This window comes from Serratia sp. OS31 (genome assembly GCF_014164835.1).
GTDB lineage: Bacteria > Pseudomonadota > Gammaproteobacteria > Enterobacterales > Enterobacteriaceae > Serratia > Serratia liquefaciens_A.
Genome location: NZ_JACJFQ010000011.1, coordinates 98,944 through 124,504, shown reverse-complemented (window position 1 = coordinate 124,504; position 25,561 = coordinate 98,944). Strand labels below are relative to the sequence as shown.

Annotated in this window: 23 protein-coding genes; 20 read left to right on the top strand and 3 right to left on the bottom strand. The window is 55.4% G+C overall.

Annotation, left to right across the window (positions count from 1 at the left end):
- Positions 1–373 precede the first annotated feature (373 nt).
- From H5P17_RS11935 to uspE, 13 genes are all read left to right on the top strand, one after another.
- Positions 374–1,627 (top strand): sugar ABC transporter substrate-binding protein, encoded by a 1,254-nt coding sequence (locus H5P17_RS11935; protein ID WP_182823090.1) that lies wholly within the window; start codon positions 374–376, stop codon positions 1,625–1,627.
- Positions 1,628–1,708: 81 nt separating this feature from the next.
- The gene (locus tag H5P17_RS11930) at positions 1,709–2,647 is read left to right on the top strand and encodes a carbohydrate ABC transporter permease (protein WP_182823088.1); all 939 of its coding nucleotides are present in this window, start codon (positions 1,709–1,711) and stop codon (positions 2,645–2,647) included.
- A 12-nt stretch (positions 2,648–2,659) separates the two neighbouring features.
- The gene (locus H5P17_RS11925; protein ID WP_044551448.1) at positions 2,660–3,478 is read left to right on the top strand and encodes a carbohydrate ABC transporter permease; all 819 of its coding nucleotides are present in this window, start codon (positions 2,660–2,662) and stop codon (positions 3,476–3,478) included.
- Positions 3,479–3,500: 22 nt separating this feature from the next.
- Positions 3,501–4,613, top strand: a complete 1,113-nt coding sequence (locus H5P17_RS11920) for an ABC transporter ATP-binding protein (protein ID WP_182823086.1) — start codon at positions 3,501–3,503, stop codon at positions 4,611–4,613.
- Between the two features lie 19 nt (positions 4,614–4,632).
- Positions 4,633–5,916: a Gfo/Idh/MocA family protein gene (locus tag H5P17_RS11915; protein ID WP_182823084.1), complete on the top strand. Its 1,284-nt coding sequence runs from the start codon at positions 4,633–4,635 to the stop codon at positions 5,914–5,916.
- 18 nt (positions 5,917–5,934) lie between these two features.
- On the top strand, positions 5,935–6,843 hold the full coding sequence (locus H5P17_RS11910) for an ROK family protein (RefSeq protein WP_044551454.1): 909 nt from the start codon (positions 5,935–5,937) through the stop codon (positions 6,841–6,843).
- Positions 6,844–7,175: 332 nt separating this feature from the next.
- Positions 7,176–7,946: a transcriptional repressor AgaR gene (gene agaR / locus H5P17_RS11905; RefSeq protein ID WP_044551455.1), complete on the top strand. Its 771-nt coding sequence runs from the start codon at positions 7,176–7,178 to the stop codon at positions 7,944–7,946.
- Between the two features lie 26 nt (positions 7,947–7,972).
- Positions 7,973–9,139 carry an SIS domain-containing protein gene (locus tag H5P17_RS11900; protein ID WP_182823082.1) on the top strand — a complete coding sequence of 389 codons (1,167 nt, stop codon included), beginning with the start codon at positions 7,973–7,975 and terminating at the stop codon, positions 9,137–9,139.
- A 9-nt stretch (positions 9,140–9,148) separates the two neighbouring features.
- The gene (locus tag H5P17_RS11895) at positions 9,149–10,003 is read left to right on the top strand and encodes a tagatose bisphosphate family class II aldolase (protein WP_182823080.1); all 855 of its coding nucleotides are present in this window, start codon (positions 9,149–9,151) and stop codon (positions 10,001–10,003) included.
- Between the two features lie 325 nt (positions 10,004–10,328).
- Positions 10,329–10,640 carry a hypothetical protein gene (locus H5P17_RS11890; RefSeq protein ID WP_182823078.1) on the top strand — a complete coding sequence of 104 codons (312 nt, stop codon included), beginning with the start codon at positions 10,329–10,331 and terminating at the stop codon, positions 10,638–10,640.
- 215 nt (positions 10,641–10,855) lie between these two features.
- Positions 10,856–11,380: a methylated-DNA--[protein]-cysteine S-methyltransferase gene (gene ogt, locus H5P17_RS11885; protein WP_182823076.1), complete on the top strand. Its 525-nt coding sequence runs from the start codon at positions 10,856–10,858 to the stop codon at positions 11,378–11,380.
- A gap of 420 nt (positions 11,381–11,800) precedes the next feature.
- On the top strand, positions 11,801–12,565 hold the full coding sequence (locus H5P17_RS11880; protein ID WP_012145310.1) for an FNR family transcription factor: 765 nt from the start codon (positions 11,801–11,803) through the stop codon (positions 12,563–12,565).
- A gap of 126 nt (positions 12,566–12,691) precedes the next feature.
- Positions 12,692–13,654 (top strand): universal stress protein UspE, encoded by a 963-nt coding sequence (gene uspE / locus H5P17_RS11875; protein WP_020827051.1) that lies wholly within the window; start codon positions 12,692–12,694, stop codon positions 13,652–13,654.
- A gap of 53 nt (positions 13,655–13,707) precedes the next feature.
- Here uspE and pntB read toward each other — a convergent pair whose 3' ends face one another.
- On the bottom strand, positions 13,708–15,102 hold the full coding sequence (gene pntB, locus H5P17_RS11870; RefSeq protein WP_182823074.1) for a Re/Si-specific NAD(P)(+) transhydrogenase subunit beta: 1,395 nt from the start codon (positions 15,100–15,102) through the stop codon (positions 13,708–13,710).
- Positions 15,103–15,112: 10 nt separating this feature from the next.
- Positions 15,113–16,642 (bottom strand): Re/Si-specific NAD(P)(+) transhydrogenase subunit alpha, encoded by a 1,530-nt coding sequence (gene pntA, locus H5P17_RS11865; protein ID WP_182823072.1) that lies wholly within the window; start codon positions 16,640–16,642, stop codon positions 15,113–15,115.
- 539 nt (positions 16,643–17,181) lie between these two features.
- Between pntA and ydgH the strand changes: the two genes are divergently transcribed.
- Positions 17,182–18,132 carry a DUF1471 family protein YdgH gene (gene ydgH / locus H5P17_RS11860; RefSeq protein WP_182823070.1) on the top strand — a complete coding sequence of 317 codons (951 nt, stop codon included), beginning with the start codon at positions 17,182–17,184 and terminating at the stop codon, positions 18,130–18,132.
- 244 nt (positions 18,133–18,376) lie between these two features.
- Positions 18,377–19,768, top strand: a complete 1,392-nt coding sequence (locus tag H5P17_RS11855) for an amino acid permease (protein ID WP_182823068.1) — start codon at positions 18,377–18,379, stop codon at positions 19,766–19,768.
- 28 nt (positions 19,769–19,796) lie between these two features.
- Here H5P17_RS11855 and H5P17_RS11850 read toward each other — a convergent pair whose 3' ends face one another.
- Positions 19,797–20,213 (bottom strand): hypothetical protein, encoded by a 417-nt coding sequence (locus tag H5P17_RS11850; protein WP_044551483.1) that lies wholly within the window; start codon positions 20,211–20,213, stop codon positions 19,797–19,799.
- A gap of 126 nt (positions 20,214–20,339) precedes the next feature.
- Here H5P17_RS11850 and folM point away from each other — a divergent pair, with 126 nt between their 5' ends.
- From folM to asr, 5 genes are all read left to right on the top strand, one after another.
- Positions 20,340–21,062 carry a dihydromonapterin reductase gene (folM, locus tag H5P17_RS11845; protein WP_044551485.1) on the top strand — a complete coding sequence of 241 codons (723 nt, stop codon included), beginning with the start codon at positions 20,340–20,342 and terminating at the stop codon, positions 21,060–21,062.
- 73 nt (positions 21,063–21,135) lie between these two features.
- On the top strand, positions 21,136–21,861 hold the full coding sequence (rstA, locus tag H5P17_RS11840; RefSeq protein WP_044552954.1) for a two-component system response regulator RstA: 726 nt from the start codon (positions 21,136–21,138) through the stop codon (positions 21,859–21,861).
- Positions 21,858–23,162, top strand: coding sequence for a two-component system sensor histidine kinase RstB (gene rstB, locus H5P17_RS11835; protein ID WP_182823066.1), 1,305 nt, complete (start codon positions 21,858–21,860; stop codon positions 23,160–23,162). Before rstA ends, rstB begins: the two co-directional genes overlap by 4 nt.
- A 66-nt stretch (positions 23,163–23,228) precedes the next feature.
- Complete coding sequence (locus H5P17_RS11830) at positions 23,229–24,725, top strand: carboxypeptidase M32 (protein WP_182823064.1); 1,497 nt, start codon at positions 23,229–23,231, stop codon at positions 24,723–24,725.
- 347 nt (positions 24,726–25,072) lie between these two features.
- Entirely contained in the window at positions 25,073–25,378 is a 306-nt protein-coding gene (asr, locus tag H5P17_RS11825; RefSeq protein WP_044551492.1) for an acid resistance repetitive basic protein Asr, read from the top strand.
- The last annotated feature ends 183 nt before the right edge of the window (positions 25,379–25,561 follow it).

Genomic DNA, 25,561 nt, shown 5'->3' with positions numbered 1-25,561 from the left:
CGGCGTTTTAGCCGAGACAAAGCTTGCCGATGCAATTTTTTTGTTTATTTGCATCACAAAAATGAAAGATACCCAGGCATGCACAATAAAAATATTTTTAATCCCCATTATGGTGCAAGGGTTATCACTTATTCCTATGACCCCAAAGGCCAGTCATTGCCGTATGGCAGGGCTAAAACCGCCGCAAAAGGTTAACGAATTGTGAACAGCTAACGCTTTCGGTTTACGCACCAACCCTTTCGATCTTAACAACATCGAAACATTCTCGCCCCATTTTTGGGCAGATCGGGGTGTATTGACACATTGAAAGTTAAGGGATAGAAAGAATTCACGTTACGAAAATATTTATTCGTCGTCCACCGAGGGGAAAGCAATGTCACCGATAAAAAATACCGGCCGTCTTCTGGCGCACTCTGCCATTGCGACGGCATTATTATTGCCGACCATGTTATATGCCGCCGATCAAATAACTTTGCGTTATGCCGTGTGGGACAGAAATCAATTACCGGCCGAGCAGGAAATCGCCAAGCGTTTTGAAAAAGAAAACCCCAATATCAAAATAGCCATAGAATTAACGCCGTCGGCACAATACTTCGTTAAATTGGATTCTGCCGCAGCCGGTGGCGTAGCGCCAGATATATTCTGGATAAATATGCCTTATTTTGTTCAATATGCCAAAAACGGCATTATGCAACCTTTAACACCTTATATTAGCGGCAGCGGCGTCAAGTTAAATGACGTGGTCGCCAGTTCGGTAAAAGCTTACCAGTATGACGGCCAACAGATGGCTATCCCGCGCGACGTGGACTCCATTGCGGTGTGGTACAACAAAAAGCTGTTCGATCAGGCCGGTGTCAGCTACCCCACCAGCGACTGGAACTGGGACGATCTGAAAACCAAAGCCGCCGCCTTGAAAACCGGCCTGAAAGGCGGCGCCTTCCCGTTGGTGATGGACCTTAGCATCGACGGCCAGGACAGCTACATGAACCTGCTGTTCCAGAACGGCAACCACATCGTACCGAAAGACGGCCAGCCGACCGACATCGCCAACGACAAGTCCATCTGGGTCTATCAGCAGCTGCAGTCAATGATGAAAGACGGGCTGATGCCCAGCGCCCAGCAGATGAGCGAAGTCAAAACCGAGAACATCTTCCAGTCCAACCGTGCGGCCATGGTGTATGCCGGCTCGTGGTTGGCGGCCCCCTTCGCCAACAATCCGTTGATTAACGACCATATCGGCGTGGTAATGATGCCGAAAATCGAACGTCAATCCGGCGTGGCGCACAGCCTGGCGTTCGCCATGTCCGCCAACAGCACCCATAAGCAAGAAGCCTGGAAATACATCGAGTTTATGAGCACCGAAGCTTCGCAAACCGAGCTGGCGAAAGTGGTGATCCCGGCCAATAAAGTGGCGGCGAAAGCCTGGGCGGCGGAGATCAAGAAGGTTGATGTCACGCCTTATATCGACACCCTTAACGTGACCGAGGCCTACCCAACCGCCGGGACCAACACGCCAAAATGGCAGAACATGTGGATAGCCAGTCTGAAGAAAATCTTTATGGGCGCGGATGCCAAACCGGAGATGGATAAGTCGGTCAAGAAGATCGAACGCATCATGGAGCAGTAATCGCCCCGTGCCGGCGGCGCCTGCCCGAAGGCGCGCCGGCAGCGGAACCCCGCAAAGCCGTTAAAGCTGAGGAATGGCAACATGTCGCTGGCAGATACCTACGGTGCCCTAAAACAACAAAAAAGCATCCCACGTCCAGCGCTCAGCCGCCTGGAGCGCGCCGAGCGTTTTTGGGGTTGGGTGATGATTTTACCGCTGTTGATTGGGTTGACGGTGTTTTACTTCATCCCTTTTTTGCAGAACATCTTTTACAGCTTTACCGACCTCAATCAGTTTATGCGCTGGAGCACCCTCAGCGTCGATAACTACGTCAATCTGTTTGAAGACGACGATTTCTACACCGCCGCCGGCAACACCCTGTTCTATGTGGTGGTGTGTGTACCGGTCAGCCTGAGCCTGTCGCTGCTGCTGGCCATTGGCCTCAACCAAAACATCCGCGGCAAGGCGCTGTTGCGCACCCTGCTGTTCCTGCCGGCGGTCACCATGCCCGCCGCGGTGGCGATGGTGTGGCAATGGCTGTTCAACAAGGACTTCGGCCTGATTAACCAGGCGATTGGCCAACTGGGTATTTCACCGGTGGCCTGGCTATCCGATCCGGACGTGGTGCGCATCAGCGTTTCCATCATCATTATCTGGTCGTCGCTGGCGCTGAAAATCATCATTTTACTGGCCGGTTTGCAGAGCATTCCACGCCAGCTGTATGAGGCCGCCGATATCGATGGCATCAGCACCCTGCGTCGCTTCTTCTGTATCACCCTGCCGATGATGGTCCCGACGCTGTTCTTCGTTTCGGTAATGAGTTTTATCGAGATCCTGCAAATCTTTGACGTGGTGTTTTTGATGTTCGACCGCGCGCTGGTGGAAAGCGACGTGATAACCGTCACCAACCTGTTCTACAAATACGCCTTTTACCTGCAGGAGAAAGGTTACGCCTCCGCCATCACCGTGGTGCTGTTCGCCGTCACCCTGCTGATCACCCTGATTCAAATGATGATTGGCAAACGCCTGAAAGTGAGCTGAGGAGCCGCGACGATGAGCATAAGTAAAAGAACGCTGGTGTATCTGTTTATGGTGCTGGCGGCGTTGGCTTCGGTCGTGCCGTTTATCTGGATGCTGGTCACCTCGCTGAAAACTCAGGCCGAGAGTATCCAGATCCCGCTGACGCTGCTGCCGGCCCACCCCAGCCTGCAGGCCTACGGTAAGATCATGCGCGAAATCCCCTTCGCCGATTTTTATCTGAACTCGCTGTTGGCCACCTTTTTCACCGTCACCCTGCAAATGGTGATCGCCACCATGGCCGCCTACGGTTTTTCGCGCCTGCATTTTCGCGGCCGCGATGCGGTGTTTCTGGTGTGTATTTCCATCCTGATGGTGCCCGGGCAAGCCTTTTTGATCCCGCAATTTCTGGTGGTGCAAAAGTTGGGGCTGGTGAACAGCATCACCGGGCTGGTGCTACCGGGCATTTTCAGCATTTACGCCACTTTCCTGCTGCGCCAGTTCTTCCTCGCGGTACCGAAGGAGATGGAGGAAGCGGCGCTGATTGACGGTTACAGCTACTTCGCCATCTTCTGGCGCATCATGCTGCCGCTGATCCGGCCTGGCATTATCGCCTGCATCATCATCAACGGCCTGTGGAGCTGGAACAACCTGATGTGGCCGCTGATCGTCAACACCACCACCGAGAAGCTGACGTTGCCGGTCGGGTTGGCATCGCTGTCGAGCCGCGCCGGGGTGGAGTACCCGCTACTGATGGCCGGGGCGCTGATGGCGGTGATCCCAATGCTGATGCTGTTCATTCTTTTCCAACGTTACTTCATCCAGGGCATCGCCAGCGCTGGGGTAAAAGGCTAACCGCGAACACAAGGTAAATAACATGGCCGGTATTCAGTTAAACAATGTGAAGAAGGTATACCCCAACGGTTTCAATGCGCTGCACGGGGTCGATCTGGACATTAAAGACGGCGAGTTTATGGTCTTCGTCGGGCCGTCCGGCTGCGCCAAATCTACCCTGCTGCGCATGATAGCCGGGCTGGAGAGCGTCAGCGAAGGCCAGATCCTGATCCACGATCGCTGCGTCAACGACACCATGCCAAAAGATCGCGGCATCGCCATGGTGTTCCAGAACTATGCGCTTTACCCGCACATGACGGTCTACAAGAACATGGCGTTCGGCCTGATCGGCAAGGAAAGCAAAGCCGAAATTGACCGTCGGGTGCGTGATGCCGCAGAAAAGCTGGAGATAACCAACCTGCTGCAGCGCAAACCGGGTCAGCTGTCCGGTGGGCAGTGCCAGCGCGTGGCGGTCGGCCGCGCCATCGTGCGCAAACCCAAGGTGTTTCTGTTCGACGAACCGCTTTCCAATCTGGACGCCAAGCTGCGCGTCTCGATGCGCGTCCAACTGATCGAGCTGCATAACCAACTGAAACAGGAAGGTGCCGCCGCCACCATGGTGTACGTCACCCACGATCAGGTGGAGGCGATGACCATGGGCGACCGCATCTGCGTGATGAACCGTGGCGCCATTATGCAGGTGGATAAACCCATCAACCTGTACCACCAGCCCGCTAACCGCTTCGTCGCCGAGTTTATCGGCAGCCCGTCGATGAACTTGCACGACATGGCAGTGACGCGTAGCGCGCAGGGCATTGGGCTGCGCATCGGCAATGAATATCCGCTCGAACTGCCGCCGGCACTGCAACAACAGTTGGAAAATTATCCGCACTCGCGCGTGTGTCTGGGCATTCGGCCAGAGTCACTGCGGTTGTGCGCGCCCGGTAGCAGCAACTGCTTCCCGGCGAAGATTGTCACCATCGAACGCATGGGCAACGAAGAGTTGCTGCACTGCGAACTGGCTGAACTGCGCTTTGTGCTGCGTATGGCGTCGCAACCAGACTGGGAGCCACGTCTGGGAGAACAGATCCACCTGGCTTTCGATCTGACCCGTACGCACCTGTTTGATGAAATCAGCGGCCAAAACCTCAAATAACAAGATCGGAGAACGAGCAATGTCGTCAGCTAAACAAAATGGTTTTGCCGGTCGTCCGGTTCAGGTTCTGGTGATTGGCGCCGGGGCGCGCGGTGAAATTTACTCGCGCTACGCGTTGGCGCATCCGGATTTAATGCAGGTGGTGGCGGTAGCCGAACCGCGTGATGTTTATCGACAGCAGTTCGTCGAACAGCACGGTATTTCGGCGGATAAGGTGTTCACCGACTGGCGACAGGCCGCCGACGCTGGAAAACTGGCCGATGCGGTGTTGATCTGCACCCAGGACACCCTGCACCTGGAACCGGCGCTGGCTTTTGCCAAACAGGGTTATGCCATGCTGCTGGAAAAACCGCTTTCGCCGGTGGCCGCCGAGTGTCGTACCATCGTGGAAGAGGTGGTGCGCCAGAAGCTGATTTTCTCGGTCGGCCACGTGCTGCGCTATACGCGCTACACCCAAAAGCTCAAGCAACTGCTGCGCGATAACGTGATTGGCGACATCGTCAGCCTGCAGCATCTGGAACCGGTGGGCTACTGGCATCAGGCCCACTCCTTTGTTCGCGGCAACTGGCGCAATGACAATGAGGCCGCCTTTATGCTGCTGCAAAAGTCCTGTCATGACATCGACTGGATCCGTTACATCATGGAACTGCCCTGCGAGCAGGTCAGCTCGTTCGGCGGTTTGCGTCATTTTCGCCAGGAGAACCAGCCGGCCGGTGCGGCAGACAACTGCCTGGACTGCGCCGTGGAAGCCAGTTGTCCCTACTCCGCCAAACGTATTTACCTTGGCGACGATCACAAGGCCACGCCGGGTTTCCTGCGGGTGCTAACGCCGGAGGTCAGCCAATCACACCTGCGGGCGGCGCTGCGCGACGGTCAGTATGGCCGCTGCGTCTACCGCTGCGACAATAACGTGGTCGATCACCAGGTGGTCAATATGCAGTTTGCCGGTGGCCGCACCGCCTCTTTCACCATGACCGCCTTCACCCGGCTGGAAGATCGCAAAACCCGTATTTTCGGCAGCCACGGCTGTCTCGAGGGTGACGGTCGTTATATCCGTATCACTTCATTCGTTGATGACAGTGAAAGAGTGTACGACGTCGAAGAAGCCGACGATCTGCACGCCATGTCCGGCCACGGCGGCGGCGACTACTACCTGATGCAGCATTTCATTGAGGCGATCCGCACTAACGATCCTTCACAGGTGCTGTCCGGACCGGCTGAAACGCTGGAAAGTCATCTGATGGTCTTCGCTGCGGAACGCGCGCGCCGCGAATCTGCGGTAATTACCCTGAGTGGAGCCTGAAACGTGGAAATATCACAGATGCGTTACGGTTTCGACATCGGCGGCACCAAGATTGAAATGGCGGCCTACGATCGTCAATTGCGGCAGGTGCTGTGCCAACGGGTCAGCACGCCTACCGGCGATTACCGCGCGTTTTTGTCCTGCATCCAGCAATTGGTCGACCATGCCGATCGCGAGCTGCACACCCAGGGCAGCATCGGCATCGGCTTGCCGGGCGTGACCGATCCCCGCAGCCGCAAGCAGCTGGCGGTTAACGTCCCCTGCCTCACCGGACACTGCCTGGCGGACGATTTGGCCCATGAACTGGCGCGGCCGGTTGAAATTGAAAACGACTGTCGCTGCTTTGCCCTTTCCGAGGCCAGTACCCCGCAAACCGAGCATCTGGCGCTGGTCTTCGGCGCCATCATCGGCACCGGTGCCGGCGGCGGGCTGGTGATGAACAAGCAATTGCACAAAGGTCGCAACGGGCTGGCCGGCGAATGGGGCCATACACCGATCTCTGCCCAGTTGGCGCAGCGCTACGATTTACCGTTGTTTACCTGCAACTGCGGCCTGACCGGCTGTTTTGAACGTTACGTTTCCGGCAGCGGTCTGCTGGCGCTAAGCCGTCATTTCGGCCACCGCGCCGACAGCGTACCGGCGCTGATCGCCCATTACCGGCACGGAGATCCGCTGGCGCAGCGGCTGATAGCAATGTACGTCGATATTCTGGCCAGCGCCCTGGCAGGGCTGCAATTGCTGCTCGATGTCGACGCCTTCGTGCTCGGCGGCGGGCTGTCGAACGTCGGGGAGCTGTACGCCCTGCTACCGCCAGCCATGAGCGCCTGGCTGTTGCCGGGCACCGAACCGGCGGCAGTCTATCCGCCAGTGCACGGTGACAGCAGTGGCGTACGGGGGGCCGCATTATTACGCCAAAGCTGGCAATAAAAAACAGTGAAACGCCAGACGGGAATAAATGAATGTCGTGGCTTTCATCCTGCTTTCGACAAATTACCCCAGGCGGTGAGTTGCCGCCTGATAAATAACGGATTACCGCTTTTCACTTTATTTTTCGGCCGCTTTCGGTTGATGACCAATCGAAAGGAAAAATAAATATAACCAGTTGATACATATGGATTTTTATAAATTTATCGGTTGCATTTCATTGTTTCGTTTGCTGTAATTTGCCACGAACAACTGAAAGCACTCCTGTCAGATTAGCTGCGACGCATTGCGCCGCGGCGGGGTATGACTACAGCTAAATCGGGAGTCTCGCGTTAATGATCAATACCGTAAAACGACGGGAATTAATTATCGACCAGCTTTGTCGCGAAGGTTCGGTGCGCGTCGAGCAACTCAGCGCCCAGTTTTCTGTTTCCAGCGTCACCATCCGCAGCGATCTGCGTCAGCTGGAAAAAAGCGGCTGTGCGGTGCGCGCTTATGGCGGCGCAATGCTCAATAAACAGTTTGCCTTCGACCGCCCGTTGCAAGACAAGGGCCGTATCAATCGCGACGTGAAATACGCCATTGCCTGCGCCGCGGCGGAATTGGTCAACGACGGCGATGCCATCATTCTCGACTCCGGCTCCACCACCAGCCAGATGGCGCAGCAACTGGCCGGCAAGAAAGACCTGGTGGTGATGACCAATGCGCTGAACATCGCGTTCGAACTGGCCAACAACGAACAGGTTGATTTGATGGTGGTGGGCGGCAGCGTGCGACGCAAATCCTGGTCACTGTATGGCCCGGCGGCGGAGCAGCATATGCGGCAGTTTCGTTTCGACAAGCTGTTTCTCGGCGTCGATGGTTTTGACCTGCTCAGCGGTATCACCACGCCAGATCCCGGTGAAGCGCAGCTCAACCGGGCGATGTGCGACGTAGCACGCGAAGTGATCGCCGTCGCCGATGCCAGCAAATTCGGTCGCACCAGCTTTTGCATGATCCGTGAAATTGGCCAAATCCAGCGTTTGGTCACCGACAGCCGCATCCCGGAAAACTACCTGCATGCGCTGAACCATTTAGGTGTCGACGTGATTATCGCCGACCGTTAACCGAGGCTTTTTAAGGAGTTTTCAACATGAACGGTTATTTTGCTTACGATGCGGGCTGGCTGGAACAACGACATGCGCTGCATACCGCACGTGAGATCTGGCAGCAGCCGGACTTATGGCAGGCGCTGCATCGACAGCTGCAGGAGCAGCAGGCCTTGTGGCAGCCTTTCCTTGCTCCGTTGCTGGCCAATCCTCGCCTGCAGATTGTGCTTTGCGGTGCTGGCAGCTCGGCCTTCGCCGGCCGTGCGTTAGCGCCCTGGCTGCGAGAAAAAACCAGTCGTGACGTGGTGGCCTATGGCACCACCGATATCGTCGCCAACCCACACCAATATCTGGATCTGACGCGCCCAACGCTGCTGGTGTCCTTTGCCCGTTCCGGCAACAGCCCGGAAAGCGTAGCCACCGTGGAGCTGGCCGACCAACTGCTGCCGGAAAGTTACCACCTGATGCTGGTCTGCAATCCGGACAGCCAATTGGCGCACTATGCCCATCAGCGCGAAAACGTCTGTTCGTTGGTGATGCCGCAAGGCTCCAACGATCAAAGCTTCGCCATGACTTCCAGTTTCAGCTGCATGATGTTGTCCGCCGCGCTGTTGCTCGGGCCGCACTCCCTTGCCGAGGCCCAACGGCCACTCGCGACCATGGTGGCGCGCTGCCGCGAACTGCGTGAAACGCTGCAACCGCAGGTAAAAGCGCTCGCAGTCAGCGGTTTTCGGCGCTACATCACGCTGGGCGGCAGTTGTTTCACCGGACTGGCGGAAGAGGCTTCGCTGAAGATGCTCGAACTGACCGCCGGGCAGATTGTCACCCGCTACGACTCGCCGCTTGGCCTGCGCCATGGGCCCAAATTTATGGTCGATGACCAAACGTTGGTGCTGCTGATGTTTTCCAGCGGTGACTACGCCCGCCAGTACGATCGCGATTTGTGGAACGAGCTGCATCGCGATGGTCTGGCGATGCAGATGGTCGGCTTAACCGGCAGTGCGCAGCCGGTATCAGACATGATGCTGAACCTGCACCATGCCGAAGACGACGTCTGGCTGCTGTTCCCTTATCTGTTATTCACCCAAATGCTGGCCTTTGAAAGCTCGCTGGCGCTTGGCATGTCGCCGGACAACCCATGCCCGACCGGTGAAGTGAACCGGGTGGTTAAAGGCGTCACCATTTACCGTTATCCGTCTTCTGTGGCGTAAGGAATCTCTATGTACCTGATATCCAACCGTGAAATGCTGCAAAAAGCGCAGCGCCAGGGTTATGCCGTGCCGGCGTTCAACGTGCATAATCTGGAAACCGTGCAGGTGGTGGCGGAGACCGCCGCCGAATTGCGCTCGCCGGTGATCATGGCGGGCACGCCAGGCACCTTCAGCTATGCCGGCACCGACTATTTGATCGGTATTTGTCAGGCGGCCGCACACCGTTACGATCTGCCGTTGGCGCTGCATCTGGACCATCACGAAGAGATGGACGATATCGAATATAAGGTCAAAAGCGGCATTCGTTCGGTAATGATCGACGGCTCACATCTGCCGTTCGAACAGAACATCGCCAAAGTGGCTGAGGCCGTCGCCTTGTGTCACCGCTACGGCGCCAGCGTTGAGGCAGAGCTGGGCCGCCTCGGGGGCCAGGAGGATGATCTGATTGTCGACTCCACCGACAGCTTCTTCACCGATCCGGCCGCCGCACGCGAGTTTGTCACCGCTACCGGCATCGATTCGCTGGCGGTGGCCATCGGATCGGCTCACGGGCTGTACCACGGCGAACCCAAGCTGGACTTCGACCGCCTGGCGCTGATACGCGAGCAGGTCGACATTCCGCTGGTGCTGCACGGCGCATCCGGTATTCCTGAAGCCATGGTGAAACGCGCCATTTCGCTGGGGGTGTGCAAAGTCAACGTGGCTACGGAACTGAAAATCGCCTTTGCCGACGCGGTGAAAAGCTACTTCTCCCAACATCCCGATGCCAACGATCCGCGTAAATACATCGTGCCCGGCAAGCTGGCGATGAAAGAAGTTGTGGCTGAGAAAATCCGCATCTGCGGCAGCAGCGGCATGCTGTAACGCAGCATAAATCACCAATCCTGACCGCAGTTTCAGTCTCAACTGCGGTCAGCGCCCGCTTTCTATCGTGATACAGTTCACAGTAAAACCGCCCCACCTTCCCCCAAATCATTAAGCCGACTTCACTATGATCTAAATCATGGTTTTGCTTCACCCCCCTCCCTATTATCAAATCCATTAGCACGAAAAATTAGGAATAGTATATAAACCTTTTTTTACTGGATATGCATCGCATTCCAATTTCGGCACCATGCAACGCCTCTGATTAATGCTGATTCAACTGGAAGTACTTATTTTCAACTTCATTTTTAAAAAGGAATTAATAATGAAAAAATCACTTATGGCGTTAGTCCTCCTGGCCGTTATTCCCGCCACTTTGCAGGCAGCACAAAAACCCAGCCAACACGTGGCGTCTGGTACCATTCGCTTCATCGGTGAAATTACGGCACCGGCATGCAGTATCAAGCAATTAAATGAAGGGATCATTTCTAATTGCTTCGGTATAAATTCAGCAAACAAAAGTGGTCAAATTACCACCACATTAACCAACATGCCGCCAGAATTGGTTTCCAACGTAACCACTGAGATCGTCAATAATAACGAACGTTTCAAGAACATCACGATAAGCTATAAGTAACCCTGGGGATTTCTTTAACGTTCCTGTGGTGATCTGACTAAAACAACCTTTATATTTTATAAATTTATTTTATAGATTGCAGCATAAGTCAGTCTTATTCAAACCGCGCTTTCAGATGGGCAACCCAGAGTTGCCCATCTTCATGTCCGGAATCCGCCATCGCCACGCCAAGTTTCGTGCAATAATCTGCCCATCAAACGAGAGGAGTGATCAAAATGCAGACTTTTTTTATTGATCGTATGGCGACGCCGGTGGGTGAACTGGTACTGATTGCCGATGAGCAGGACCGCTTGCGCGCTATCGACTGGACTGAGCACGAGGCTCGCCTGATGAAGCTGCTGAATACCCATTACCGAGCCGATCGTTTCCAACTGGTAGACAAACTTAATCCCGGTGGCCTGACCGATGCCATGCAGCGCTATTTTTCCGGTGAACTGGATGTGATCAACGATCTGCCGGTCATGACGGCCGGCACTGAGTTCCAGCGCAGCGTCTGGCAGCAACTGCGCCAGATCCCGTGCGGCGAGATCATCACCTACGGTGAACTGGCAAAGCGTATCGGTCGCCCGACGGCTTCACGCGCGGTGGGAATGGCCAACGGCTCAAACCCCATCAGCATCGTAGTGCCCTGCCACCGGGTGATTGGCTCACAGGGCGCGTTGACCGGCTATGCCGGTGGCGTTCAGCGCAAACAGTGGCTGTTGAAACACGAAGGCTACTTGCAGAACGACCTGCTTTAATTCAACCCACCGGAGTAGCGCAGATCACTATGGGCTATTCCGGTGGCTAACAGGTCATGTCAGTCAAAAGTTCTGTGCGGCAAAAATTGGCATGAGCACGATCGGTTTTCGCCGGAAGCGCGAACAAATATTGGCCTCCCTCTGCCAAAAGGCGTTCAAAAGACAGGGTTAAATGCTGCTTACTGAAAAATACGCTGCGCTATCCCTCATTTCTTGCCGATGCAGAGCGCCAACCGTGACAACCGTTGCCGAGCGTAACTAGCAAATAAATCGAAATATTTCAGTCAACTACAGAATAAACGGCTGTGAGACCGCTTAATATTCGCACAGAATTCCCCCGTTCTTATTAATGCCACCCTTATCACCTGCCGGAAAAGATGTTAAAATTGACGCATATCAATTATTGAATGAGCGTAATCTATGATCCCGGAAAAACGCGTGATTCGTCGTATCCAGTCTGGTGGTTGTGCGATCCATTGTCAGGATTGCAGTATCAGCCAGCTGTGCATTCCTTTTACTCTTAATGCGCACGAGTTGGACCAGCTCGACAACATTATCGAAAGGAAAAAGCCTATCCAGAAGGGCCAGACCCTGTTCAAGGCCGGCGATGAACTGAAATCGCTGTACGCTATCCGCTCCGGGACCATCAAGAGTTATACCATCACCGAACAGGGCGACGAGCAAATCACCGGCTTCCACCTGGCGGGCGATCTGGTCGGTTTTGATGCTATCGGCGGTCTGAAGCACCCGAGCTTCGCTCAGGCGCTGGAAACCTCCATGGTATGCGAAATCCCATTCGAAACGCTGGATGACCTCTCCGGTAAAATGCCTAATCTGCGTCAACAGATCATGCGTCTGATGAGCGGCGAGATTAAAGGCGACCAGGACATGATCCTGCTGTTGTCGAAGAAAAATGCCGAAGAGCGTCTGGCGGCATTCGTCTATAACCTGTCGCGCCGCTTTGCGGAGCGGGGTTTCTCACCGCGCGAGTTCCGTCTGACCATGACCCGCGGCGATATCGGCAACTACCTCGGCCTGACGGTAGAAACCATCAGTCGCCTGCTGGGCCGCTTCCAGAAAAGCGAAATTCTCAGCGTTAAAGGCAAGTACATCACCATCGAAAATGTCGACGCCTTGTCCGTACTGGCCGGGACACCACGCATTAACGTCACCGTAAACGCCTGATCCTATGCTGGGTTAGTAATTCAACAGAATTATTGACCCAGCACACCTCTGCCGCTGTTCTGTTTTTCAATGTTGGGTTACTCTGTAAATTGACAGACTGTTGATTTTCAGCTGTAAGGAGGCCCTATGGCGAAGTATCAGAATCTTCTGGTGGCTATTGACCCCAATCAGGACGACCAGCCGGCGCTGCGCCGGGCGGTATACCTGATAAAACGCAATGGCGGGCGCATTAAGGCCTTCCTGCCTATTTATGACTTCTCTTACGAGATGACGACCCTGCTCTCCCCGGACGAAAGAACGGCAATGCGGCAAGGTGTTATCAGCCAGCGCGCCGCCTGGATCACCGAGCAATGTCGTTTTTACCTCGACGAAGGCGTGCCCATCGAAATCAAAGTGGTCTGGCATAACCGTCCTTATGAGGCGATTATTCAGGAAGTGATCGCCGGCAAGCACGATCTGCTGCTAAAAATGGCGCACCAACACGACCGTCTTGAATCCGTCATTTTCACCCCAACCGACTGGCATCTGTTACGCAAATGCCCGTGCCCGGTGTGGATGGTCAAAGATCAGCCCTGGCCTGAAGGCAGTAAAGCGGTGGTTGCGGTTAACCTGGCCAGTGAAGAACCCTACCACGACCCCTTAAATATCAAACTGGTTCAGGAGACCGTCGAGTTGGCGCACAATGTCAACCAAACGGAAGTGCATCTGGTCGGCGCTTACCCCGTCACCCCTATCAATATCGCCATTGAACTGCCTGATTTTGATCCCAGCGTCTACAACGACGCCATCCGCGGACAGCATCTGATTGCCATGAAGGCGCTAAGACAGAAATTCGGCATTAACGAAGAGTTTACCCACGTCGAAAAAGGCCTGCCGGAAGAGGTGATCCCCGATCTGGCGGAACATTTGCAGGCCGGCGTCGTGGTGTTAGGCACGCTGGGCCGCACCGGCATCTCGGCGGCGTTTATCGGCAATACCGCCGAACATGTGATCGACCATCTGAAATGTGACCTGCTGGTGATTAAGCCTGAAAACTTCAACTGCCCGATCGAAGTTGACGAAGATGATGAGCACGACGATGAAGATTGATGTTTGACGCATAAAAAAACGGGCCGGAAGGCCCGTTTTTCATTGCTGGTACGTTACGCCTGCAGCGCTCGCAGGATCGCTTCCACACTCTCTTTGGCATCGCCAAACAGCATCTGGGTGTTCTCTTTAAAGAACAGCGGATTCTGCACGCCGGCGTAACCGGTGTTCATAGAACGTTTGAAGGCAATGACATTCTGCGCCTTCCACACTTCCAGTACCGGCATGCCGGCGATCGGGCTGCGCGGATCTTCCAGCGCGGCCGGGTTCACCGTATCGTTAGCGCCAATCACCAGCACGGTATCGGTATCCGGGAAATCTTCGTTGATTTCATCCATTTCCAACACCACGTCGTAAGGCACCTTGGCTTCCGCCAGCAGTACGTTCATGTGGCCCGGCAGCCGCCCGGCAACCGGGTGAATACCGAAACGTACTTTGATGCCGCGCGCACGCAGTTTCTCGGTGATTTCCGCCACCGGATACTGCGCCTGGGCGACCGCCATGCCATAGCCTGGGGTGATGATGACCGAAGTGGAGTTTTTCAACTGTTCGGCAACCTCTTCCGCGGTCGTTTCACGATACTCACCCATTTCTTCCGCATTACCGGTCGAAGAACCGTCGGTACCGAAACCGCCGGCAATCACGCTGATAAACGAACGGTTCATCGCCTTACACATGATGTAAGACAGGATGGCCCCCGAAGAACCCACCAGTGCCCCGGTCACGATCAGCAGATCGTTGCTCAGCATGAAGCCCGCCGCTGCCGCTGCCCAGCCCGAATAGGAGTTGAGCATCGACACCACCACCGGCATATCTGCGCCTCCGATGGAAGCCACCAGATGCCAGCCAAACGCCAGGGCGATAGCGGTCATCAGCACCAACGCCACGGCCTGCCAACCCACGCTGTCGGCACGCACAAACACCACCAGCAACAGGAAGGAGATGACCAGCGCCGCCAGGTTCATTTTGTGGCGGTTAGGTAAGGCCAAAGGTTTGGATGAAATGATGCCACGCAGTTTACCGAAGGCGACAATCGAACCTGTGAAGGTCACCGCACCGATAAAGATACCGAGGAACACTTCGGTCAGATGGATGTTTTCCATCACCGGTTCCATCGGCGCGCCGTGATCCAGATAGCTGTTCAAGCCCACCAGTACCGCCGCCAGGCCGACAAAGCTGTGCAGTACCGCCACCAGCTCTGGCATTTCGGTCATTTCGACCTTTTTCGCCAGATAGACACCAATGGAACCACCGATAATCATCGCGATGATGATCCAGCCTACGTTGCCGGAATCCGGCCCCAGAATGGTGGCGATCAGCGCAATCGCCATCCCTGCGATACCAAACAGGTTGCCCCGCTTGGACGTTTCATGGCGCGATAACCCCGCCAGGCTGCAGATAAATAAAATAGCGGCAACAATGTATGCAGCTGTAACTAATCCTCCAGACATGTGCTACCCCTTAGTTCTTGCGGAACATCTTCAGCATGCGCTGAGTGACGGTGAATCCACCAAAAATGTTGATGCTGGCGATCAGCACGGCGATAAAGGAGAGGAAACTCACCCAACCGCCGTGGCCAATCTGCAATAACGCACCGACCACGATAATCCCTGAGATCGCATTGGTGACCGACATCAACGGGGTATGCAATGCATGGCTGACGTTCCACACCACGTAGTAACCCACCACGCAGGCCAGCGCAAACACGGTAAAGTGAGACAGGAACTCTTTCGGCGCGGCGTTGGCCAACCAGCCAAACAGAATAATCGCCAATGCCATCAGGCCATATTTCAGCCAAGGTGATACCGGTTTTGCCTCCGGCTTGGCGACCGGGGCCGCCGCCTGCGCCTGTTTTGGCTGGGCAGAAACCTGGATTGGCGGTGCCGGCCAGGTGACTTCGCCACTGCGCACCACGGTCACGCCGCGGATCACGGTATCTTCGAAGTCGACGTCAATTTCGCCATTTTTCTCTTTCGACAGCAGCTTCAGCAGGTTAACCAGGTTGGTACCGTAAAGCTGCGAGGATTGGGTCGGCAAACGGCTTGGCAAATCGGTATAGCCAATGATTTTCACGCCGTTATCGGTAACGGTCACGCGGTCGGCCACGGTCAGTTCGCAGTTACCCCCGTTTTGTGCGGCCAGATCGACGATCACGCTGCCCGGTTTCATCGAAGCCACCATTTCTTTGGTGATAAGCTTCGGTGCCGGCTTGCCCGGGATCAGCGCCGTGGTGACGATAATGTCAACCTCTGCCGCCTGTGCGGCGAACAGCGCCATCTCTGCTTTGATAAAGGCTTCGGACATCACTTTGGCATAGCCATCGCCGCTGCCCGCTTCTTCCTCGAAATCCAACTCGAGGAATTCCGCCCCCATGCTCTGCACCTGCTCTTTGACTTCAGGGCGAGTGTCGAAGGCGCGAACAATGGCCCCCAGGCTGCCGGCGGCACCGATGGCCGCCAAACCCGCGACGCCGGCACCGATGATCATCACCTTGGCCGGTGGAACCTTGCCGGCGGCGGTGATCTGGCCGGTAAAGAAGCGGCCAAACTCATGCGCGGCTTCAACAATTGCCCGGTAGCCGGCGATATTCGCCATAGAACTCAGTGCGTCCATAGACTGTGCGCGTGAGATGCGCGGCACCGAGTCCATTGCCATTGCGGTGACGTTGCGTTCGGCCAGCTTCGCAATCAGTTCGGGGTTTTGCGCCGGCCAGATAAAGCTGACCAGGGTGCTGCCCTCACGCATTAACGCGATCTCGTCCTCAAGCGGCGCGTTAACCTTCAAAATCAGATCCGACTGCCAGACATCGGCAGTGTCGGCGATCTCAGCCCCAGCGGCTTGATACGCGCCATCGTCAAAACTTGCCAGTTTGCCCGCCCCGCTTTCAATCGCGACGGTAAAGCCCAGCTTCAGCAATTGTTCCACCGTTTTCGGCGTTGCTGCGACCCGGGCTTCATTGGCCAACCGTTCTCTTGGTACACCAATACGCATAATGTTCCCTTCTCACCTGTCTTTGATGATGTTTATTATCGTCCTGCCCATAGCGATGGCGCCGGCTGACAGGCCTTTGCTTACGCTTGTCGGCATCGAATTAAGGCACCCTCTATAACCTACTGAAAATATGATCGATGATCCATAATTGCTTACGCATTCAGGTCTGTTTTTACATAAAAACCCGGCTAACGACATGACAAATCGCAATTTAAAGTTAAAAAGCCTGTTGGAATGCCGCTTTAGCGGCCAGATTGCAATAGCATCCGGTGCGCGGATATCTGGCACGACGCGGCTGTTGCGCATAAAAGTTATAAAATTGTGAATAATTAACACTTATGACATCAAAGGCTTTATTATTGAAACTTATGGCGATACTGCGCAGAATGACGGACATCATTCTTCAGGGAATTTGTCTCATGAGATGACATAAAATGCTGAGACACTGCTCGAGATTACATGTAATAATCGGCGGCTGAATTACACCTAAACAGTTCAGCACGTTATAAACGTTAATGCGCTAGGCGAAAGGATTTTTTATGAAGCTGAAGAACACGATCATCGCGTCAGCCTTGTTATCACTCACTGCGCTGTCCGCTCATGCGGCGCAAGAGTTAACTCCTGAAAAAGCAGCGGCGTTGAAGCCGTTTGATCGCATCACGATTACCGGCCGCTTTAATGCCATCAATGAAGCTGCTGATGCCATTTCCCGCCGTGCAGACAAACTGGGTGCAGACGCCTTCTACATCCAGGACAGCAACAACAGCAACAACGGCGGCAACTGGCGCGTCACCGCCGATCTTTACCACAAAGATGCGCCGGAAGTGAGCAAAGAACCGAAATACCGCGTGATTAACGGCGTTACCGAGCTGCCGAAAGAACAAGCCTTCCTGCTGGAGCCTTACGATACGGTAAGCGTCAGCGGCTTCTACCGCAGCCAACCTGACATCAACGACGCCATCGCCAAAGAAGCGAAAAAGAAAGGCGCAGCCTCCTTCTTTATTGTGCGTCAGGTTGATGCCAACCAGGGCGGCAACCAGTTCATTACCGCCTATATCTACAAAGCCGATGCGCCTAAGCGTGCCGTTCAGAGCCCGGATGCCATCCCGGCCGACTCTGAAGCCGGCAAGGCCGCCTTGGCTGCCGGTGGCGCTGCCGCCGCCAACGTGGAAATTCCGGGTGTAGCCTCTTCTGGTTCGCCAAGCCGTGAAGTGGGCCGTTTCTTCGAAACCCAGTCTTCTACCGGTAAACGTTATACTGTCACGTTGCCTAACGGCACCAAGATTCAGGAAGTGAACAACGTGACCGCCGCGCAGATGGTGCCGTTTGACTCAGTGACCTTTACCGGCCACTTCAACAGCATGACCGACGTTTCTACCGAAGTGGCGAAACGCGCGGCTGAGAAAGGCGCCAAATACTACCACGTGACCCGCCAGTGGCAGAACAAGAGCGGCGGCAACCTGACCGTCAGCGCTGACCTGTTCAAATAAGTTTCACTTTGCGGTTTACCATCGGGCAGCCATTGAGCTGCCCGTTTTTTTTGCCTCGCTGCCGCCTGCCAGTTGAATAATTTTTTGCAAAAATCGCATATTCAATCATTGCATCCGCAGAGATCCATCCGTAGAATTTGCGCGAATTTTTAGGGCTATTGTCTATTTGTTCAGTAATTATCATTACGTTGTTACTGTCTGGCAGTTCCCTCCCAGTTGTTTATTCTGCGTTCAGGATCCGTCATTGGAAAAGAAACTAGGTCTTACCGCGTTAACCGCATTGGTGCTCAGCTCAATGCTGGGCGCTGGGGTTTTCAGCCTGCCGCAAAACATGGCGCAGGTCGCCAGCCCGGCCGCCCTGCTGCTGGGGTGGGCGATTACCGGTGTCGGCATCCTGTTTCTGGCTTTTGCCATGCTGCTGCTCACCCGCCTGCGGCCCGATCTGGACGGCGGTATTTTCACCTATGCGAAAGAAGGCTTCGGCGAACTGGTGGGTTTCTGCTCCGCCTGGGGGTATTGGCTGTGCGCCGTTATCGCCAATGTTTCTTACCTGGTGATCGTATTTGCCGCACTGAGCCTGTTCACCGACCGCGGCGGCGAGGTGATTTTAGGTGACGGCAATACCTGGCAGGCGCTGCTGGCTGAGTCGCTGCTGCTGTGGATTGTGCATGCGCTGGTGCTACGCGGCGTGCAAACCGCGGCCAGCATCAATTTGGTCGCCACTCTGGCCAAGCTGTTGCCGCTGGGGATGTTTGCCGTATTGGCGGCGGTTGCATTCAAGATGGACGTCTTCACGCTGGACTTCCACGGCGTCGCGCTTGGCCAACCGGTGTGGGAGCAGGTTAAAAATACCATGCTGATCACCCTGTGGGTGTTCATCGGGGTAGAAGGCGCAGTGGTGGTTTCGGCGCGGGCACGCCATAAAAAAGACGTTGGGCGCGCCACCATGCTGGCCGTGGTATCTGCATTGGCAGTCTATCTGCTGGTAACGCTGCTCTCATTGGGGGTAGTACCGCGCAGCGAATTGGCCGAGATGCGCAATCCATCAATGGCGGTGCTGATGGTCGATCTCATTGGCCCATGGGGTAATGTGATTATCGCCGCCGGCCTGATCGTCTCGGTATGCGGCGCTTACCTGAGCTGGACGATCATGGCTGCCGAGGTGCCGCTGCTGGCGGCGCAACACGGCGCTTTTCCTAAAATATTCTGCAAACAGAACAAGAACCACGCGCCATCGGCTTCGCTGTGGCTGACCAACCTCGCGGTACAGTTCGCGCTGGTGCTGATCTGGCTAACCGGTAGCAACTACAACTCGTTGCTGACTATCGCTTCGGAAATGATCCTGGTGCCCTATTTCCTGGTCGGCGCCTTCCTGTTTAAGGTAGCGATCCGTCGTCAGGACAAGCGGCTGATGTTTGCCGCAACGGGCGCCTGCCTGTATGGCATTTGGCTGCTCTATGCGTCAGGCTTGATGCATCTGCTGATGTCGGTGCTGCTGTATGCGCCTGGGCTGTTGGTGTTTATCTATGCAAGGCGCGGACATGGTGATGTCAAATTGCTGAATCAGCTGGAGAAAGGCAGTATTTTTCTGTTGCTGGTGGCCACAGTGCCGGCCGGCTGGTTTATGCTGCAGTAGTGAAAAACGGCCGGGTGGCAACACCCGGTCAGTTAGTTTGGGACAGGCCCAGGCTGATGCTCATGCGTTCCCCCACCTGAGAGATAATCACTCCCTCGACGCACTCTTGCTGGATGGCCGCCAACTGTTGCGCATCCAGCGCGTACGGCAGCTTGATGTCGAACACCGCCAGCCCCTGCTGCTGCGCCAGATCGATCAGGCGCACGATGTTGGTTTCGTCGCTGACCTGGGTGGAAACCACCTGCAGCGCCAGCGCCTTCAACTGCTCTTTCCGCGTTTGTGAAGCGGAAGCCTGCGATTTCAATACCATGCCAAAAAATGGCATCACGCCATAGATTGCATCAACAAAGCGCCAGTGCTTCTTGCACGATGCGGACAGAAAATCCATGTAATCGAAACAGATTTTCTCACTGCGGGCGACGGGTGCAAGGTGACTACTGTTCATCCCTTCCTCTCATTGCCGGTGTATGACATCCTGAAATGGATAATCGATGCGAAGCTTTAACGAATTTCCGCCGTATAATGGCATAATTCCCCTATTGTTTGCCAGTCTGTCCAGGAGCTTTAATCAATGGAACCTCACAACTCTGCACCGGTCCTGATCACCGGTGGCGCACGTCGGATTGGTCTGGCCCTGGCCAGGTCATTCTTGCAACGCGATATCCCGGTGATCATTGCCTATCGCAGCAGCTATCCGGCGCTGAGCGAACTGAAAAAACTGGGGGCCACCTGCATACAGGGGGATTTTGCAACCAATGACGGCATTTACCGTTTCGCCGAACAGGTAAGGCAAACAGCCCCGAAACTGCGCGCGGTGATCCACAACGCCAGCGCCTGGCAGGCGGAGTCCCCAGAGGTGCCGCCGGAGCAGGTGATGGCGGCGATGCTGCAAATTCACGTTTATACACCCTACCTGCTGAACCAACTGCTGGAGCCCTGCCTGCTGGGCCAGGGCCAGGCCGGTGCCGATATCATTCACCTGACTGATTATGTGGTGGAGAAAGGCAGCGACAAACACATTGCCTATGCCGCCAGTAAAGCTGCCCTGGACAATATGACCCGCTCCTTTGCCCGCAAGTTGGCCCCGGAGGTCAAGGTCAACGCCATCGCGCCGGCGCTGATCATTTTCAACCCGGGCGACGACGAGCATTATCGTCAGCAGGCACTGGCAAAATCGCTGATGAAAATCGCCCCCGGCGAGAGTGAAGTGGTCAATCTGGTGAACTACTTGCTGGAGAGCCGCTACGTCACCGGCCGCACCCATGGCGTAGATGGCGGAAGGCCGCTGCGCTAACGCATGATCTGCATGGCGTATCGCGGAGCCCCGCGCTATGCTGAATTTCGTTATTCTGATAAAACCGCTGAATATGCATAAAATTGTTTTTGTTGAAGACGATCCGGAAGTCGGCAAACTGATTGCCGCCTATCTGGGCAAGCACGATATTGAAGTGCTGATCGAGCCGCGTGGCGACAGCGCACAGGCTCGCATCGAGCTGGAGCAACCTGATTTGGTGCTGCTCGACATTATGTTGCCCGGCAAGGACGGTATGACGTTATGCCGCGATCTGCGTCCGACCTTCCCTGGCCCGATCGTGCTGCTGACCTCGCTGGACAGCGACATGAACCATATCCTTTCGCTGGAAATGGGCGCCAACGATTACATCCTGAAGACCACGCCGCCGGCGGTATTGTTGGCGCGACTGCGCCTGCATCTGCGTCAGCACGGCCATCAGCCAAAGGAAGAATCAACCCAGCCGATCACCCAGCACAACGCCTTGCATTTTGGCCTGTTGTGCATCGACCCGGTTAACCGCCAGGTCACGCTGGGCGAAGAGATCATCACCCTTTCCACCTCGGATTTCGATCTGCTGTGGGAACTGGCCACCCATGCCGGTCAAATCATGGATCGCGAAGCCCTGCTGCAAAACCTGCGCGGCGTGAGTTATGACGGCCTTGATCGCAGTATCGACGTCGCGATTTCACGCCTGCGCCGCAAGCTGTACGACAACGCACTGGAACCTTTTCGCGTCAAAACCGTGCGCAATAAAGGTTACCTGTTCGCCCCGAACGCCTGGGAGTTCGTGCAGCAATGAGAAAGCTCTTTGTGCAGTTCTTCCTGCTGCTTTTCGTTTGCTTCCTGGTGATGGCGATGCTGGTTGGCCTGGTGTACAAAGTCACCGCTGAGCGTGCCGGTCGTCAGTCGATGGACGACCTGATGAAAAGCTCGCTGTACCTGATGCGCAGCGAACTGCGGGAAATTCCGCTGAAAGACTGGAACAAGACCATCGCCACGCTGGATTTGAACCTGTCGTTTAAGCTGCACATTGAACCGCTCGGCAAACAGGATCTGAGTGAAGACCTGAAAAAGCGCCTGCGCCTTGGCGAAATTATCGCGCTCGACGATCAATACACCTTTATGCAGCGCATTCCCCGCAGCCACTATGTTTTGGTGGTGGGGCCGATCCCTTACCTATTCTATCTGCATCAAATGCGGCTGCTGGATTTGGCGCTGCTGGTGTTTATCGGCATGTCGCTGGCGCTGCCGGTGTTTTTGTGGATGCGTCCGCACTGGCAGGATTTACTGAAGCTGGAGAATGCGGCACAGCGCCTGGGTGCCGGGCACCTGGATGAACGTACTCATTTCGATCCCACCTCCAGCCTGAACCGGCTAGGGGTAGCCTTTAACCAGATGGCGGATAACGTCAATACGCTGATCGCCAGCAAGAAGCAGCTCATCGACGGCATCGCCCACGAGCTGCGCACGCCGCTGGTACGGCTGCGTTATCGGCTGGCGATGAGCGATAATCTGTCCGACAGCGAGCAGCAGGCATTGAATCGTGACATCGGCCAGCTGGAGTCGCTTATCGATGAACTGCTTACCTACGCACGGTTGGATCGTCCCCAGGTGGCGCTCAATATAGAGCCGCTCGACTTGCCCAAATGGCTGGAAGACAAGGCGGATGACCTGCGCCTGATCCACCCGGAAAGAGAAATTCAACTGGATATCCCCCACGTCGGCGATTTTGGCGGCGTCGACTTGCGGCTGATGGAACGGGTGCTGGATAACCTGGTAAACAACGCATTGCGTTACTCAGAACAGCGCCTGCGTATCGGCCTGTGGTTTGACGGCGACCAGGCCTGCTTACAGGTAGAAGACGATGGCCCGGGCATTCCTCCGGAAGAGCGTGAACGGGTATTCGAACCCTTTGTCCGCCTCGATCCGAGCCGCGATCGCGCCACCGGCGGTTGCGGCCTGGGCCTGGCCATTGTGCATTCCATTGCCGTAGCCTACCAGGGCCAGGTTTACGTAGACGCCAGTTCGCTCGGCGGTGCCAGCTTCCGTTTTTGCTGGCCAGTAAAGCCCACTTTCGATTTAAAAGCAGACCCGGTGTAACCCAGTTTACGCGCGGCATAAACACGCGTAAGAGTAAGCCGGATGACAATAATATGGAGCTAAACGATGACATCTGCACATACCCCATCCTCATACGACGAGTTGCGCGCCCTGTTCACCCGCCTGTCGCGCTTCGGTCACCTTTCCGCCATTGCCGGCTGGGACATGCAAACCATGATGCCGCCGGGCGGCAGCAAGGCACGTTCGGAAGCGCTGGCTGAACTGAGCGTACTGCAACACCAAATTTTGACGGCAGAAAAAACCGGCCGTCTGTTTGAACGTGCACAGCAGGAAACCCTGGATGACATGGATCGCGCCAACCTGCTGGAAATGCGCCGCCAATATGACAATGCAGTGCTGGTGCCGGAGTCGCTGGTCGAAGCCAAGTCGCTGGCCGGTGCGCGTTGTGAACATGCCTGGCGCGCTCAGCGTCCTGCCAACGACTGGGAAGGTTTCGCGGAGAACCTGCGTGAAGTGGTCAAACTCAGCCGACAGGAAGCGCAGATCCGTGCCGAAGCGGCAGGCACCAGCCGCTACGATGCTCTGCTGAATCTGTATGAGCCAGGCATGCGCAGCAGCGATATCGACCGTATTTTTGGCGATCTGAAAACCTGGTTGCCTGACCTGCTACAGAAAGTGGTGACCAAACAGGCTCAGGAACCTTGCCTGATCCCACAGGGGCCGTTCAATGTGGAGACCCAGCGTCAACTGAGTTTGAGCGTAATGAAACTGCTCGGTTTTAATTTCGATGGCGGACGCGTGGATGTCAGCGCGCACCCGTTCTGCGGTGGCGTGCCTGAAGATGTCCGTATCACCACGCGTTATAACGACAAGGAATTCCTGACCGCTCTGCTCGGTATCGTGCATGAGACCGGTCATGCCCGCTACGAGCAAAACCTGCCGCGTGACTGGCTGGGCCAACCTGTAGCTCAGGCGCGCTCAACGGCCATCCACGAATCTCAAAGCCTGCTGTTTGAAATGCAGTTGGCGCGCGGCAGCGACTTCCTGAAGATCCTGCGCCCGTTGGTGACTCACCAATTCGGCGAGCAGCCAGCGCTGGAAGAAGCTAACTTTATCCGTCTGAATCAGCGTGTAAAACCCGGTCTGATCCGCGTAGATGCTGACGAAGTGAGCTACCCGGCGCACGTGATCCTGCGTTATGAGATCGAGAAAGCCCTGGTCGAAGGCGAGATCGAGGTGGAAGACATTCCGGCCCTGTGGAATGAGAAAATGAAGGGTTACCTCGGCCTGGATACCGTCGGCAACTACCGTAATGGCTGCATGCAGGATATTCACTGGACTGACGGTGCCTTCGGTTACTTCCCGACTTACACTTTGGGCGCCATGTATGCCGCGCAGCTGTTCCACAGCGCACGTGAAGCAATGCCATCGTTGAGCAGCGACATTGCCGAAGGTAACCTGAATCCGCTGTTCCACTGGCTGAAGCAGAATATCTGGCGTCACGGCAGCCGCTTCCCTACCGATACGCTGATCGCTAACGCGACCGGCGAAACGCTTAACCCGGCGTATTTCCGCAAGCATTTGGAAAACCGCTACCTGTAATCCTTTCCCCAGGCACGATGTCCCGTGCCTGGGCATTTTCCCCTGCTTTGCCAGCATGATTCCATAGCGCACTTCCCCTTCCTACGACGCCTTGGCCGCAGAGAGTGGGTCGGTAACTCTCCATATGTATGTTGTAACTAAAATGGCAAAATTCAGTGCCTATTGGGCATCCGCTCTAACCACGATTATCGCTCGCCGGCGCTTTCATCTCCCTTTTCTGTGGGTTCGTACATTAGGTTACACGCCGAAACCAATCACTCACGGAAAGCATTCTGGCGTTTGCCTACTATCTTTACACCGGCCCCGCAGTGGGCTCGATACATGATGAGTCATTTGAGGAATCTACAATGAAAAAAGTATTAGCTCTGGTTGTTGCCGCTGCAATGGGTCTGTCTTCTGTTGCCTTCGCTGCTGACGCTGCCACCACAACGGCAGCTCCTGCGGCGACGGCCACCACTACCACCGCAGCACCGGCTAAAACCACTCACGTGAAAAAACACCACGCGAAGAAAGCGCCAGTACAAAAAGCGCAGGCGGCGAAAAAGCACCACAAAGCCACCGGCAAAAAAGCCCCGGCCCAGAAGGCCCAGGCCGCCAAGAAACACCACAAAAAAGCCAGCCATAAAAAAGCCACCAGCACGCCAGCGGCATAACCGCAATCTGAAGTGAGGCTCCCCTCACCAGTCCAGGCTTGAGTTGTCCAACACCCGGTTCGCCGGGTGTTTTTTCATCGGGGGTTCTCATCATGCTGCGTCGCTACCTATTTGAAATCATTTTGGCCAGCCTGATCCTTTGCGGGCTCATTGCCGCCTTTTTTTATCTGTAGCCGCTCAGCC